This is a genomic window from Janthinobacterium sp. UMAB-56, from assembly GCF_900095265.1.
Classification (GTDB): domain Bacteria; phylum Pseudomonadota; class Gammaproteobacteria; order Burkholderiales; family Burkholderiaceae_D; genus Janthinobacterium.
Genome location: NZ_LT607652.1, coordinates 1 through 14,269 on the forward strand (window position 1 = coordinate 1; position 14,269 = coordinate 14,269).

Consider the following 14,269-nt stretch of genomic DNA (forward strand, 5'->3'; position numbering starts at 1 on the left):
TTGGAACAGTGTACGCAAAACCTGCCTGGCCTTGAAGAGCGGCCAACTACGCATAGGTACATGATCCTACGAATCTAAACAATTACGCTCTTTCCTTCCACCTAAGCACGACACGCATCATGAGTCAAGCCCTGCACAGTCTTGCCAGAACCGCCCGCCTGATCGGTAAGGAGATACGGGAATCGATCGATACGCAGGCCCAACTGGCACGTCTTACAACGTCACGCGGCAAACCATCCGCAAGTGGTAGGGGCGCGACAGTCTAGTGGCCCAGGAAAGTGACGCACGCGAAGAAGAAGACCTTCAAGGACAACGCACCAGGCTTCATTCACATTGATATCAAGCACCTACTGCAGATGTCATACGAGTCGTCGCGGCGCTACTTGTTCGTGGCCATTGACCGCGCCACCCGCTGGGTCTTTATGGAAATCTATGACGACCAGTCCGACAGCAGCACCGACTTTCTCATCAATGTAAAGAATGCCAGTCCGGTCACCATCGTCAAACTGTCGACCGACAACGGCAGCCAATTCATCGACCGCTACACCAGCAGGAAGAAGGGGCCGAGGGCAAGCAGATCCCTTCTGGCCACCACGTCTTTGATCGCCCCTGCAAGTAGCTGGACATCGAACATCGCTTCATCCCGCCACGCCATCCGCAAACAAACGACATGCTGGACCGCTTCAACGGACGCATCAGCGAGATCATCTACCGAACCAGATTCGCATACGCCACCGAACTCGAATCAACTCTGCGCGGCTATCTGAAAGTCTATAACAACAGCATTCCGTAGCGCGCGTTAAACCATATGACACTGATTCAGGCACTCAAGGAATGGCAGAAAAAGAAGTCTGAATCCTTCGTTAGCGCGTGTAAAACCACGCGGGTCTTGATACCCAAGTTCATGCCTACTCCTGCGTCAAAAGCAAACAATACTTCCCTTTTGTTTACAATGCCCTGCTGCAACTATCTATTTGTAAAGAATTTTTAATACCCTGGCCCTGACAGAACAGCATAGAGCCGTGTTTTTTTTGGCAGTGCGCGTTATACTTTTTTCTCATGGCAATGCGGGCATGACACTTCATACACATATTCCTGCGCCAATTGCTGGCGCGGCGTGACGACGGCGCGGCAGACGAAACATTGCACGGTTTCCGTCGGTTCCAGTTTCGGGTTCAGGGCCGTACGGTAGTCGAACACGAAGCAGTCGCCCGTGTAGTGTTCGCCGCCCACTTCCTCGAAATATTTCAGGATGCCGCCGTCGAGCTGGTACACGCTGTCGTAGCCGATTTCCTTCATGTGGATGGCGGCCTTTTCGCAGCGGATGCCGCCCGTGCAGAAGGTGACGACGGTCTTGCCTTCCAGTTCATTCTTGTGCGCGGCGGCAACGGCCGGGAATTCCGTAAACTTGTCGATGCGATAATCAAGCGTGTTGTTGAACGTCCCCACGTCCACTTCAAAGGCGTTGCGCGTTTCCATCATGACTACGGGTTTGCCCGCGTCGTCGACGCCGGCGTCGAGCCAGCGCTTGAGTGTGTGCGCGTCGACGGACGGGGCGCGGCCCAGTTCCGGCTTGATCAGCGGCATGCGCATGGTGATGATTTCTTTTTTCAGCTTGACCAGCATGCGCTTGTGCGATTGCTCGTTCGACAAGCTTTCCTTCCATTCCAGATCGGCCAGACGCTCGTCGCTGCGCACCCACGCGAGGAAGGCATCGATATGCTCGCGCGTACCGGACAGGAACATATTGATGCCTTCCGGCGTCAGCAGGATCGTGCCTTTCAGGCCCAGCGCCAGGCATTGCTCCTGATACAAGGGGCGCATGGCTTCCGTATCGGCTAGCGTAATGAATTTATACGCTGCAATATTGACAAAAGTACTGGCGGCGGCGGAAACGGCGGGTGTGGCTTGCGTGATGGCTTGCATGATGGCGATCGGGTTAGACTGAACAGCCGATATTATAAGCCCGAGAGGCCAGGCAGGATACCCGGTGCACACCCGCGACGCGGTAGAATAGACCCCATTGAATTTTGCACGAAACGGTACACAGGATGGAAATGGTTATGCAAGAGGCCGGCACTCCGGCAGGTTCACAGCAAGCGATGCAGCCCGGTCCTGCCTTCGTCCATTTGCGCGTGCACTCGGAGTACTCGATCGTCGATGGTTTGGTGCGCATCGACGATGTTGTCAAGGCGGCGGCGAAGGACAAGCAGGTGGCGCTGGCCGTCACCGACCTGTCGAACCTGTTTGGCATGGTCAAGTTCTACAAGGAAGCGCGCGGCAAGGGCATCAAGCCCATCGTCGGCGTCGACGTCTGGATCACGAATGACGACAACCGCGAAAAACCCTCGCGTTTGCTGCTGCTGGCGAAGAACCGCATGGGCTATTTGCAACTGTGCGAACTGCTGTCGATGGCCTGGCTGACCAACCAGTACAAGGGACGCGCCGAGCTGCGCATCGAGTGGCTGCAGGCGCTGGCGACGAATACCTACGAGCTGTATCCGGGTGAAAGCGCGGCGAATGGCTTGATCGTGCTGTCGGGCGCGCATTTTGGCGATGTCGGCATCGCCATCGAAAATGGCAACCTGGCCCTGGCCGAGCGCAACGCGCAGCGCTGGGCCGAGATTTTCCCTGGCCATTTTTATATTGAAATCCAGCGCGGCGGCCAGGCTAACCAGGAAGCGCAGGTACGCCATGCGGTGGCCCTGGCAGCCAAGCTGGGTCTGCCCGTGGTGGCCACGCATCCCGTGCAATTCATTTCTCCTGAAGAATTTATCGCCCACGAAGCCCGCACCTGTATCGCCGAAGGCGAAATGCTGGCCAACGCCAAGCGGGTGAAACGTTTCAATGATAGCCAGCGCTTCCTGTCGCAGGCCGACATGGCGCAATTGTTCGCCGACTTGCCGGCCGCGCTGGCCAATTCCGTGGAGATTGCCAAGCGCTGCAACTTGACCCTGACCCTGGGCAAGCCGCAACTGCCGAATTTCCCCACGCCGCCCGGTATGACGATCGACCAGTTCCTGGTTGCCGAATCGCAGGCGGGCCTGGAAAAGCGGCTATTACAGCTGTATCCCGATCCCGAGCGCCGTGAAAAGGAGCGCCCGCGCTACGAGTCACGCTTGAAATTCGAGACGGACACGATTTGCAACATGAAGTTCCCCGGCTACTTCCTGATCGTGGCCGAGTTTATCCAGTGGGCCAAGGAAAACGGCGTGCCCGTCGGCCCGGGCCGCGGTTCGGGTGCCGGTTCGCTGGTGGCGTATTCGCTGCTCATTACCGACCTTGATCCATTGCAGTACAACCTGCTGTTCGAGCGATTTTTGAATCCCGAACGCGTCTCGATGCCCGACTTCGATATTGACTTTTGCCAGGAAGGACGCGACCGGGTCATCCAGCACGTCAAGGATTTGTATGGCAAGGAGGCCGTCTCGCAGATCGCCACCTTCGGTACCATGGCGGCCAAGGGGGCGATCCGCGACGTCGGCCGCGTGATGGACTTCGGCTACAACTTCTGCGACGGTATTTCCAAGCTGATCCCGTTCAAGCCGGGCAAGCCCGTGTCGATCGCCGACGCCATCGAAGAAGAGCCGCTGCTCAAGGAGCGCCTGGAAAACGAGGAAGAGGTCAAGCAATTGCTGGAGCTGGCGCAGCAAGTCGAAGGCATCACGCGCAATATCGGCATGCACGCTGGGGGCGTGCTGATCGCCCCGGGCAAGCTGACGGATTTCTGCCCACTGTACACGCAGGGCGGCGACTCGGGCGTCGTCTCGCAGTACGACAAGGATGACGTGGAAGCCGTCGGCCTGGTGAAGTTCGACTTTTTGGGCTTGACCACGCTGACGATACTCGACCGCGCCGTGCGCTATATCAAGCAGCTCGATCCGGCGCAAGCCGATTTCGACCTGGCGACCTTGCCGCTGAACGACAAGCCATCGTATGACTTGCTGACCAAGGCCAAGACCGTGGCCGTGTTCCAGCTGGAGTCGCGCGGCATGCAGGGCATGCTGAAAGACGCGCGTCCCGACCGCTTTGAGGACATCATCGCGCTCGTGGCCCTGTACCGTCCCGGCCCGATGGACCTGATTCCCGACTTCTGCAAGCGCAAGCACGGCGAACGCTTCGATTATCCCGATCCGCGCACGGAATCGATTCTGTCCGAAACCTACGGCATCATGGTGTATCAGGAGCAGGTGATGCAGATGGCGCAGATCGTCGGCGGCTACTCGCTGGGCGGCGCCGACATGCTGCGCCGCGCCATGGGTAAAAAGAAGGCCGAAGAGATGGCCGAGCACCGCGAGATCTTCCGCGCCGGTGCGGCCAAGGATGGCTTGACGGCGGAAAAGGCCGACGAGATCTTCGACTTGATGGAAAAGTTCGCCGGCTACGGTTTTAACAAATCGCACGCCGCCGCCTACGCCTTGCTGTCCTACCATACGGCCTACCTGAAAGCGCACCACACGGCCGCCTTCATGGCTGCCAACTTGTCGCTGGCCATGGATGACACGGACAAGATCAAGATCCTGGTGGAAGACTCGCTGGACATCTGCAAGCTGACCTTGTTGCCGCCAGACATCAACGAATCGGATTACCGCTTCACGCCGAGCGGCGCGGCGCCTTCCGTGAGCGGCAAGAAAGTCACGCAGATCCGCTATGGCCTGGGCGCCGTGAAGGGCTCGGGCCAGAACGCCATCGAGGCCATCATCGCCGCGCGCGAGGCGGGTGGGCCATTCACGAGCCTGTTTGATTTCTGTAAGCGCGTGGATAAAAAGCAGATCAACCGCCGGACCATCGAGTCCCTGATACGCAGCGGCGCCTTCGATTGCCTGAAGGTCGACCGCGCCATCCTGCTCGCGTCCGTGGCCTTCGCCATGGAATGCGCGGACCAGGCGGCCAAGGCGGCAAATCAGGTGAGCCTGTTCGGCGGCGACGACAGCGACATGGTGGCGCCGCCCGAGTACGTCAAGGTGCCCGTGTGGACGGATAAACAGCGATTGACGGAAGAAAAGATTGCGCTGGGCTTCTACCTGTCCGGCCACCTGTTCGACTCGTATGCGCCCGAGGCGCGCCGGTTTGCGCGCACGAAATTGTCGGAACTGTCGCCGTCGCGCGAACCGCGCATGATGGCCGGCGTCATCACGGGCTTGCGCACGCAGATGACGCAGCGCGGCAAGATCCTCATCGTCACCCTGGACGACAAGAGCGGCACGGTGGAAGTGACGGTGTATGGCGAACTGTTCGACGCCAACCGGAAAATTTTCAAGGAAGATGAATTCCTGGCCGTCGTGGGCAAGGTGTCGGAAGACCGTTTTTCGGGTGGCTTGCGCATCACGGCCGAGAGCGCCTTCGACATCATCGCGGCGCGCGTACAGTATGGCCGCCAGCTGGGTCTGACCTTGCCTGCTACTCTGGACGCCAAGCGCATCCGTGACGTTATCCTGCCGCACCGCGCCGAGACGGGCTTGCCGATCGCCGCGCGGGTCAGCCCGCAAGGCGTCAGTTGCGTGCTGCAGTTTGGTGACGATTGGAAAGTGGCGCCATCGGATGAATTGCAGATGGCGCTGGAACAGATGCTGGGTGCGCAAGAGGTGGCGGTCGAATACTGACCGGCACCGCCCGGCACGTACAATAAAGCCAAACTGCAGACATGCTGGTTTGGCTTTTTTCGTTTACATGTCTTTCAGGCCCGTGATCGCATAGCCCTTGGCGGCGATCTGCTGGTGCGGCTGTTCGATATGGTAGTCGGGCAAGGCCAGGGCATCGTCTGCCACTTCGCTGGCGCGTACTTCCAGCAGCCAGTCGGTATTGGTCACTTCTTCCGGAATGATCTTTCCTTCCGGCACGGCGAGGTAGGAAAAAATGCCGTCGTGCTCGGCCCGGCGGTAGATGTCTACGCGCATGAATGCCTCCTAGTAAACGTTGGGGGAACCGGTGCACCGCAGTGCATACCGATAGCGCTAGCGTAACAGGATTACGTCGCGCACGGGTTGACGCGTGTGGCGCAAGAGGGAAGGCGGTGTGGCTAGTGACGCAGCGCAATGACGCGGGGGTGGGGCGTCGTACGCAGCTCAGGGCCACTCAGGCGATAGCGGAAGCATAGTCGTCGTCATCGAGGCTGGCCGATTGCCGTATCTCGTTGGCGGCTGCTGCGGCGCCTGGCGTGGCGACTTGCATCTGACTGCGATGGGCGTCGAGGCCGCTACGCAGGCTGCTGATCATGGCCAGCGTCAGTTCGTGGCGCTTGCGCGCTTCCGAGCGTTTTTTTGACGGTATTTCTTGCAGCGCAGGCAAGGGCAGGTTTTCGCATGGCAGCTCAAAGTCGCCATCCTGGCATGCTTGCGCGCCCAGTTCTTGCCATAAGGCATTGTAGTCGGCAAACAAACGGCCTTTCTTGGCGGAGTGGTGCACGGCACGGTTGCTATTGCCGACAAGAAGCATCTTGCGGCAGCCGTGCTCATAGCCCAGCTGGCGTACCAGGCGCACCATCAGGGTCTTGGGGCGCATGCCGTGCAAGTCGCGCGTTGCCTCGCGCACGCGGTGCGCGCTATCCTGGCCTTTCGGGCCTTGCACGCAACCGATGCGCATGCTCAGGGTGGCGCGCAACTGGCTGCCGAAGAAGGAAAAGGCGATCGAGTAGAGCACGTCGTCTTCGTCGTGCATCAGTTGCAGCACCATCTCGCCTTCGCGGTCCATGGGGTGCAGCGAACACAGTTGCAGGTGATAGGGCGCACCCGATTTGCCCGTTACCGTGCCGAGGCGCACGGGCCCGTGGGCCGCCTGGCTCATCAGCTTGCCCCAGCCTTGCTGCAAGATGAAGTGGTAGTGCTCGGCCAGCAATTCCACGCGCTGGCGACAATTCAGTGTAAGGCTCAGATAAGGGCGGTAAACCTTGTGGATCATGTGCGGATAGGCTTGCACCAGCTCATGAAAAACCGGGTGCGAGTTCAGTAATTGTAACCAGCGGCGGGTTGGGCGCTGTTGCACGCGGGCGCGCAGATGCAGTTTGAGCATTTCGCGCCAGCGGCGTATGCCTTTCGGCATCGCCATCAAACCGTCAGACAGGGTAATAGTTGGCATCATTGTGCGCATGTCCATGATAAAGAGAGTACCTCCAAGCCGTTTTGGCTCAGACGGGTACCGGGCTGCTGACGCCCTCGTGGTTAGCCAGCAAGATGGTGGTGTCGCGGCTGCCACGCGCCAGCCTGGTGGCCAGTCCGCCCGAAAACTGACGGGGCCAGCCGCTGTGCCGATGCGCGGGCAAGACGATTTCGTGGCAACCGAGCAGTTCAGCCGTATCGAGGATCGTAAACAACAGTTCGCCGGCAAAAATATGGCTACTGAAGGAGAGATGAGAACGGCTCAGGTAGAGTCCCGCCTCGTGCATCATGAGCTGCGTGGCCAGGTCCAGCGCCTGGCAGTCGCTGGTGCTTTGGCGGGGAAAGCCATCAGCCTGGCGCGGCGGCGCCGGTGTCACGTGCAACAGGCTGACGCAGACTTTGATGCCCCATTCCTGCAAGCGCCTGGCGTAGCGCGCACCGTAGATGATGTCGCTGGCGCGCTTGACGGGCAAGAGCAGCAGCAAAGTATCCTGGTCCGGCTTGCCGCCTGCGGCGCTGTCCGGGGAACGGTGGCGTTGCGGGGCAAGGCGCGATGCATGCATGGGAGAGATGGCCGTGGTGGGGAAACCATGCCATCTTATCCATGCCACCCCGCCCCTGTAAATTGGCGAAACAGCGTACGGGTTCCCCTTATGCCGTCCCGCTTTTAATAGCGGTAGGTGACATACACGGCGCCGACCGGGGATGTCTTGCGCTGTACGATGGGGCTCTTGGCTGCGTCGCCCATGCGGTGCTCGACGCCGACCAGGGTATTGATGCCCCAGCGTGCATCGAAGCGGTGCTCCCAGTTGACGGTGGCCTGCGCTTCATAGAAGCCGCCCTTCGGCGTGTATTGCTTGAACGAAGTATTTGCGGCCTGGGTGGCCGTCACGCCATACATGGTCTGCACGTACTTGCGCTCGCCCCAGCCCAACTGCCCGCCGATGCTCACGCTATCTTGCTGCACGCCCTTGGCATCTGCCCGGCCGTAGATTTGCCCTGTCGCGCCGAAATGCACATTCGCGCCATTTTCGCGATTCGACAGGGGAATGTCGCTCGAGACGCTCAGCGACAGGCCCGGCAAGGGCGAATAGCCGGCGCTGAGCAGGGCGCTGGCGTTGCCCTTGACTTCGCCCATGCCCTTCAGATAATCGCTGCCGCCGAAACCGTTGATGCCCTTGCGCTTGTGGTCTTCGCGATTACCGCGGTAGCCCAGTGCGGCGCTGTAGCTGAAGGGGCCAGCCTGTCCGCCGTAACCGATGCCGCGCGAGGTGCTGATGAACAGGCCATTGGCCATGGCGTAATCGAGGATGATCAGGGGCGAGGCGGACAGCTTGTCGGAGCCGGAATAGCTGGACACGGCGGCAACGCCGCCGCCGATGGTGAAGACATTTTCCGCCGCCGGGTCCGCCGCTGCAGCTGCCAGGGGGTTCAAGCTCAGGCCGCAGGCCAGTGCCAGCGAGGTCAACAAGGTTGTAGGTGCGTGCATGGAGTTTTCCGTCAGGTAGAGAACCGAGTCCGGATTGGCTCGATTGACAGCCGACAGTATCCATCCTTGCCATGAAGGAAAAATGAGCCTTTTATTAAGATTGTATGAAGATGGCTTCTTTACCCATTCTTCAGCTTGCGGTGGTTTAATACTCATCATGAAGATACTGCTGATTGAAGACGATATGGACCTGGGCAATGGCGTGCGGATTGCCTTGCGCGACCAGGGCATGCAAGTGGTCTGGGTGCGCAGCCTGGAGGATGCGGCGCGCAGCATCGAGCACGACAGTTGTGAGCTGGTGTTGCTGGACTTGGGCTTGCCCGATGGCGATGGCCTCGATTTGCTGGCCAGGCTGCGCGCGGCGCGTCTGCCGGTGCTGATCCTCAGCGCCCGCGATACGCTGGAACAGCGCTTGCGGGGCCTGGACGGTGGCGCCGACGACTACCTGGTAAAGCCCTTCGTACTGGCCGAGCTGCTGTCGCGCGTGCGCGCCCTGGCCCGCCGCAGCTATGGCTTCGATGGCGATACCATCGAATTGCGCGGCCTGGTGCTGCAAGTGCCAACGCGCCGTGTCAGCGTGCATGGTCGGCCGGTGGAGCTCACCGCCAGTGAATATGCCCTGCTGAAGACCTTGCTGATGCGCGCCAACAGAGTCATCACGCGCCGCGTGCTGGAGGAACATATCCTGCCCGGCGGTCTGGCCAATGCCAGCAATACCCTGGATGTGCATATGGGCAACCTGCGTCGCAAGATCGGAGAAGGTTATATCCGCACCGTGCGCGGCGTGGGCTATGTTATCGACCAGCAGGGCGAGACAGCGACCCCGCCGGGTGCAGGCGCATGATGGGGCGTTTCTGGGCCATCATCAGGCGGCCCACCCTGGTGCGCCGCTTGATGATGGCGCAAATGCTGATGCTGACCGTGCTGTGGAGCCTGGCCGTGGCCTATGTGCTGTTCGAGGGCACGGGCGAGGCGAGCAATGTCAGCCGGGGCGTTTTGCACGCTATTATCAGCGTGGCCGATAACCTGGCCGAGCAGCCGCAGCGCCAGGAGCAAAGCTTGCGCGCGATCGACGAAGCCTTGCGCGAGGAGTTTGAGATGGGGCAAGTGCCGGAACTGGCGCCGCGCATCCTGGTCTGGCGCGATGGCAAACTGGTCTACAAGTCCCCCGCAGCACCGAGCGGCATCCGCAGCGCCGGCCCCGAGCAGATGGAAGTGGTGTATATCAAGGGACAGGCCTGGCGCAGCCGCAGCCTGACCGAGGGTGTCACGCGCGTGACGGTGCTGGAGGTGGGCGGCCCGTGGCAGTTTTTCATCACGATTAATTCACACGGCTATTACCTGCTGCCGCTGCTGATCAGCCTGCCATTTTTACTGGTGCCGGCCTGGCTGTCGATCCGCCTTGCCATGCGCCCGTGGCGCAAGGTGGCGCAAGAGGTGGCGGCGCGCGGGCCGCAGGATTTGCGTCCGCTGGCGTTCAAGCCGCCGCATGGCGAACTGGCGGGACTGGTCGACAATATCAATGCACTGCTGCAGCGGGTCGATGCCAGTGCTTCGCGTGAACGCAGCTTCATCGCCGATGCCACGCATGAGCTGCGCACGCCACTGGCGGCCATGCGCGTGAATGTCGAGGCCTTGCAAGGCCAGGCACATGATGCACGCCAGCAAGAGTTGTTGGACGGCATCTTGAACAGCGGCAACCGGGCCGCGCGCCTGGTGGGCCAGCTGCTGCAATTGACGCGCAGCGAATTGCAGGCAGGTGCGGGCGAGCAGTCGCAGCGGCAGGCACTCGATACCTTGCTGCAAGACCGTCTGGCAGCCCTGTCCGGTCTGGCCCAGGCGGGTGATATCGAACTCGAATTGCAAGCCAGCGTCTCGCTCAGCGTTCCCGGTCAGCGCGAGAGCCTGGTCTCGCTGATCGATAACCTGGTGGAAAACGCCATCAAGTACAGCCCGCGCGGCCGCAGCGTGACGGTGTCGTTGCATGCTGAGCGTGGCCAGGCCGTGTTGCATGTGGCCGATCAGGGGCCGGGCATCGCGCCGGCGCTATATGAACGTGTGTTCGACCGCTTTTTCCGCGCGCCGCAACAGGCGCAGCCAGGCAGTGGCCTGGGCTTGTCCATCGTCGCCTCCGTCGTGCGCCAGCATGGCGGCACGATTAAGTTGCACAGCGGCAATGGCGGCCTGGGCTTGCTGGTGGAAGTGCGCTTGCCTTTGGTCATGGCCTGACTGCGCTGGCGCGCCTTGCGATATTGCATGAAAATTATTCCATGTGCTTATAACGTAAGATGGCATGGCGTGGCGCACGCTTGCGATGCATAATGCGGGACAGTTAAAAAACACCGTTATGCGCCCATCCCTGTCCCGCTACCTGCCGTATCCCGCCTTTGTCGGCCTGTATCTGCTGTTTGACTGGGCGACCTATATCGACCCGATGTATGGGTTGAACATCACCCCGTGGAATCCCGATCCTGCGTTGGGCCTGGTATTTTGGCTGATCCACGGCCGCAAGGCGGCCTTGCCGTGGTTTATCGCTTTGCTGGCTGGCGAAGTGCTGGTGCGCGGCATGCCGGCAGGTCTGCCCCTGACCTTGCTCTGTTCGGCGTGGCTGGTGCTCGGCTATGGCAGTATCGGCGCAGTCTTGCGTCGCAGTTTTACCAGTAGCGATATCTTCGACAACCGGCGCCGCCTGAGCGCCTGGGTCGCCATCGTGCTGCTGGGTACCGCGCTCAATGCGCTCGGCTATATTTCCTTGCTGTCGCTCACCGGACGCATCCCGGCCGGTGAATGGGGGATGGCAGTATGGCATTTCGGCATCGGCGACACGGTAGGCATATTGGTGTCGATGCCGCTGATCTGGGTACTGTTCAGCGAGCGCGGGCGTGAGCGCCTGCATGCTGCCGTCTGGCGCTGGGAAACCCTGGCGTATCTGGCACTCGCCAGTTTCGTGTTATGGAGCCTCTTCGGCTCCATCGCGCGTTGCGAATACAAGCATTTCTATTTCCTCTTTCTCCCCGTGATCTGGGCCGCCTCGCGCCAGGGTTTGCATGGCGCCGTGCTGGCCGTGTTTGTCTTGCAACTGTGCATCATCACCGTGGTGAAATGGACGCATGCAGTCGATATTCAGTTTTATGAATTGCAATTGCTCGATGCCGTGCTGGCGCTGGTGGGATTTTTTATCGGTATCGTCGTCGATGAAATGCGCCAGGTGGCCGGCGAACTGAAGCACACGATGCGCCTGGCGGCCGCCGGCGAGATGGCGGCTGCGCTCGCGCATGAGCTGAACCAGCCGCTGACGGCCTTGTCGACTTATGGCAAGGCTTGCGAATACTTGCTGGAGCGCGGCGAGACCGGCGCCTTGCTGCAGGGCGCGGTGGGGCATATGATCGTCGAATCGGGACGTGCCGCAGAGGTGGTGCGCCGCCTGCGCGACTTTTTCCGCACGGGCGCAATGCAGCTGGAAGCGGTGGAGGCGAGCGCCTTGATCGAGGGCATGGCCCGCCAGTTTACGCCGTTGTTCCATGAGCATGGCATCGAACTGGTGCTGGCGCCGCCGTCGCCGCTGGCCGTCAACGCGGACCGTCTGCAAATCGAACTGGTGCTGCGCAACTTGCTGGCCAATGCGCAGGATGCGGTGATGGGCCTGCCGCGCGGCCAGCGCCGCATCACGGTCTCGGCCGAGCGGCTCGAGGGCGGGCGGCTGCGCCTGTCCGTGGAAGATAGTGGGCCAGGCATTTCCAATAGCCTGGCGGCACGCCTGTTCGAACCGTTTGTCTCGACCAAGGCCAGCGGCCTGGGGCTGGGCTTGGTGCTCAGCCGCAGCATCGTCGAAGCGCATGGCGGCCAGCTATGGGCCGAAGTGGGCAGGCATGGCATTTTTCGTTTTGTCCTGCCCCTGGCGCGCGCCAGTGTGGCCGCTACAGGAGAGCATGGTGACAAGTAATTTGACAGTGTTTATTGTGGATGACGATCCCGCCGTGCGCGATGCGCTGGGTTTGCTGTTGGGCATACGCGGTTACCGCACGGCCCTGTTTTCCTGCGGCGAGGATTTCCTGCACAGCTGGCTGCCAGAGTGGGCCGGCTGTTTGCTGATCGATATCCGCATGTCTGGCATGGATGGCCTGAGCCTGCAGCGCCGCTTGCTGGAGCTCAAATGCATGCTGCCCATTATCATTATCACGGGACATGGCGATGTCGGGCTCGCGCGCCAGGCCTTCAAGGCGCAGGCCAGCGATTTCCTGGAAAAACCGTTTGACCACGACAAGTTGCTGGCTGCCATCGATGAAGCGTTTTCGCGCGAGGCGCAGGCGCGCGGCCAATTGCTGCGCCAGGTGGAGGGGCTAGCCTTGCTGCGCGCCTTGACGCCGCGCGAACGGGAAGTGATGCATCTGGTGGTGACGGGCCAGCACAACCGCGATATCGCGCCGGCGCTGGGTATTTCCGTGCGCACGGTGGAAGTGCACAAGGCGCGCCTGATGGACAAGCTCGGGATCGATAATGTGGCCGACCTGGTGCGCATCAGCATGCTGGGCACCGACTAGCCGTTAAAGAGTTCTCTACGCGATGGTTTGCAATACCTGATCGACCGAAATCGCCTTGACCCAGTCGCTGCGGCGCGCCACCGTGATGACGGTGCTGTTGGCGCTGTCGAACGGTGCCCATTCCGGATTCTTCTTGCGCATCAATGCCACCACGGGCACATGCACGGCATTCGCCAGATGCATGATCGATGTTTCCACAGAAATAATCAGCTCGCATTGCGCCAGCATGGCCGGCAGCTGGAAAAAGTTGTCGACGGCGCTGAAGGCTTGCGTGCGCGGCAAGTTGTGTGCTTGCACGACGGCATCCACCTTGGCCAGTTCCTGCGGCATGGCATTGATCAGGAAACAGGCATGCTGCCATTGCGGCATCGTTTGCATGCGTGCGATCAGCTCGGCAATGCGTTCCAGCGGCCAACCGCGCTTGTGCGACTTGGCAAACGGATTCAGTAGTACAAGCGGACCCTGGCGCGGGGCAAAGCCCCAGGTGGCCAACTGCTGCTGCGCCTGCTGCAGCGCATGCTCGGGGATGTGCACGAAGGGATAGCGTTCGGCCACGGGAATGTCGAGCCCCGTCAATTGATGGAACCAGTCCGCATACACGCTGCTGATATGGTGTTCGCCGGCATCCTGTCCCGCATACGAGGCCAGGACGGCATCGATCTTGCGATAGGCCAGGTAATGCCAGGGACGCAGCGGGCTGAACGGCTTGCGCGTGCCGATTACCAGCCCGTGCGGGCTGATGGCGCGGGCAAGGTCTGCATATTGCTGTGGCCGTACGTGGGCCAATGACACGACGACAGGATAGTGTTCCGCTTTGGCTTCGCGCAGCGACTCTTCGTACAGCGCCGGGCTGTAGGTCTTGCGATACACCTTGGAGAACAGTCCTGATTGTTCGACCCAGTCGTACAGCGAATAGGTGCGCAAGCCTTCCCATTGCCGTGCGTCGGACGTGCGCCGCACTTCGTCGACCCACAGGTGAATCTGCATATGGGGATAGGCCGCGGCAAAGGCGCGGAAACCGTTTTGCAGGTAGGTAAAGTCTCCCAGCGCCAGATGAGCGATGAAAAGAATTTTGTCCGACTTTTGTAGAAGTTCGGCGGGAATCAAAGGCGTCATGTATCAGTACGATTTCAGGTATTCATTCG

General features: G+C 60.6%; 11 protein-coding genes and 1 pseudogene. 6 read left to right on the plus strand and 6 right to left on the minus strand.

Features of this window, described 5'->3' with window-relative positions:
* Positions 1-119: 119 nt before the first annotated feature.
* Positions 120-862: pseudogene (locus K0F85_RS03045) on the plus strand (DDE-type integrase/transposase/recombinase); the annotation flags it as partial.
* Between the two features lie 182 nt (positions 863-1,044).
* On the opposite strand, the gene K0F85_RS03050 reads toward K0F85_RS03045, so the two are convergent.
* Positions 1,045-1,926, minus strand: a complete 882-nt coding sequence (locus tag K0F85_RS03050; RefSeq protein WP_219114512.1) for a sulfurtransferase — start codon at positions 1,924-1,926, stop codon at positions 1,045-1,047.
* Between the two features lie 137 nt (positions 1,927-2,063).
* Here K0F85_RS03050 and dnaE point away from each other — a divergent pair, with 137 nt between their 5' ends.
* Positions 2,064-5,603 carry a DNA polymerase III subunit alpha gene (gene dnaE / locus K0F85_RS03055; protein ID WP_257572549.1) on the plus strand — a complete coding sequence of 1,180 codons (3,540 nt, stop codon included), beginning with the start codon at positions 2,064-2,066 and terminating at the stop codon, positions 5,601-5,603.
* Positions 5,604-5,666: 63 nt separating this feature from the next.
* Here dnaE and K0F85_RS03060 read toward each other — a convergent pair whose 3' ends face one another.
* The 4 genes from K0F85_RS03060 to K0F85_RS03075 form a co-directional block, all read right to left on the minus strand.
* Positions 5,667-5,897: a DUF6139 family protein gene (locus tag K0F85_RS03060; RefSeq protein WP_219114513.1), complete on the minus strand. Its 231-nt coding sequence runs from the start codon at positions 5,895-5,897 to the stop codon at positions 5,667-5,669.
* Positions 5,898-6,075: 178 nt separating this feature from the next.
* Entirely contained in the window at positions 6,076-7,077 is a 1,002-nt protein-coding gene (locus tag K0F85_RS03065; RefSeq protein ID WP_257572489.1) for a VirK/YbjX family protein, read from the minus strand.
* A gap of 46 nt (positions 7,078-7,123) precedes the next feature.
* On the minus strand, positions 7,124-7,657 hold the full coding sequence (locus tag K0F85_RS03070) for a universal stress protein (RefSeq protein ID WP_219114514.1): 534 nt from the start codon (positions 7,655-7,657) through the stop codon (positions 7,124-7,126).
* A gap of 104 nt (positions 7,658-7,761) precedes the next feature.
* On the minus strand, positions 7,762-8,583 hold the full coding sequence (locus K0F85_RS03075; protein ID WP_219114515.1) for a MipA/OmpV family protein: 822 nt from the start codon (positions 8,581-8,583) through the stop codon (positions 7,762-7,764).
* A gap of 157 nt (positions 8,584-8,740) precedes the next feature.
* On the opposite strand from K0F85_RS03075, the gene K0F85_RS03080 reads away from it, so the two are divergent.
* The 4 genes from K0F85_RS03080 to K0F85_RS03095 all read left to right on the plus strand — a co-directional run bounded on the left by K0F85_RS03080 (position 8,741) and on the right by K0F85_RS03095 (position 13,124).
* On the plus strand, positions 8,741-9,427 hold the full coding sequence (locus tag K0F85_RS03080) for a response regulator (protein ID WP_219114516.1): 687 nt from the start codon (positions 8,741-8,743) through the stop codon (positions 9,425-9,427).
* Positions 9,424-10,812, plus strand: coding sequence for an ATP-binding protein (locus K0F85_RS03085; RefSeq protein WP_219114517.1), 1,389 nt, complete (start codon positions 9,424-9,426; stop codon positions 10,810-10,812). Before K0F85_RS03080 ends, K0F85_RS03085 begins: the two co-directional genes overlap by 4 nt.
* A gap of 118 nt (positions 10,813-10,930) precedes the next feature.
* Positions 10,931-12,526: an ATP-binding protein gene (locus K0F85_RS03090; protein WP_219114518.1), complete on the plus strand. Its 1,596-nt coding sequence runs from the start codon at positions 10,931-10,933 to the stop codon at positions 12,524-12,526.
* Positions 12,513-13,124 carry a response regulator transcription factor gene (locus K0F85_RS03095; RefSeq protein WP_257572490.1) on the plus strand — a complete coding sequence of 204 codons (612 nt, stop codon included), beginning with the start codon at positions 12,513-12,515 and terminating at the stop codon, positions 13,122-13,124. The genes K0F85_RS03090 and K0F85_RS03095 overlap by 14 nt, the downstream gene beginning before the upstream one ends.
* Positions 13,125-13,139: 15 nt before the next feature.
* Here K0F85_RS03095 and K0F85_RS03100 read toward each other — a convergent pair whose 3' ends face one another.
* Positions 13,140-14,240, minus strand: coding sequence for a glycosyltransferase family 9 protein (locus K0F85_RS03100; RefSeq protein ID WP_219114519.1), 1,101 nt, complete (start codon positions 14,238-14,240; stop codon positions 13,140-13,142).
* Positions 14,241-14,269: the final 29 nt, after the last annotated feature.

Bases quoted from the DNA above. Each gene is read 5' to 3' on its own strand.
- K0F85_RS03095 (WP_257572490.1), top strand. From the start codon at position 12,513: ATGGTGACAAGTAATTTGACAGTGTTTATTGTGGATGACGATCCCGCC.
- K0F85_RS03085 (WP_219114517.1), top strand. From the start codon at position 9,424: ATGATGGGGCGTTTCTGGGCCATCATCAGGCGGCCCACCCTGGTGCGC.
- K0F85_RS03070 (WP_219114514.1), bottom strand. From the start codon at position 7,657: ATGCATGCATCGCGCCTTGCCCCGCAACGCCACCGTTCCCCGGACAGC.
- K0F85_RS03100 (WP_219114519.1), bottom strand. From the start codon at position 14,240: ATGACGCCTTTGATTCCCGCCGAACTTCTACAAAAGTCGGACAAAATT.
- K0F85_RS03050 (WP_219114512.1), bottom strand. From the start codon at position 1,926: ATGCAAGCCATCACGCAAGCCACACCCGCCGTTTCCGCCGCCGCCAGT.
- K0F85_RS03090 (WP_219114518.1), top strand. From the start codon at position 10,931: ATGCGCCCATCCCTGTCCCGCTACCTGCCGTATCCCGCCTTTGTCGGC.
- dnaE (WP_257572549.1), top strand. From the start codon at position 2,064: ATGCAAGAGGCCGGCACTCCGGCAGGTTCACAGCAAGCGATGCAGCCC.
- K0F85_RS03075 (WP_219114515.1), bottom strand. From the start codon at position 8,583: ATGCACGCACCTACAACCTTGTTGACCTCGCTGGCACTGGCCTGCGGC.
- K0F85_RS03065 (WP_257572489.1), bottom strand. From the start codon at position 7,077: ATGATGCCAACTATTACCCTGTCTGACGGTTTGATGGCGATGCCGAAA.
- K0F85_RS03060 (WP_219114513.1), bottom strand. From the start codon at position 5,897: ATGCGCGTAGACATCTACCGCCGGGCCGAGCACGACGGCATTTTTTCC.
- K0F85_RS03080 (WP_219114516.1), top strand. From the start codon at position 8,741: ATGAAGATACTGCTGATTGAAGACGATATGGACCTGGGCAATGGCGTG.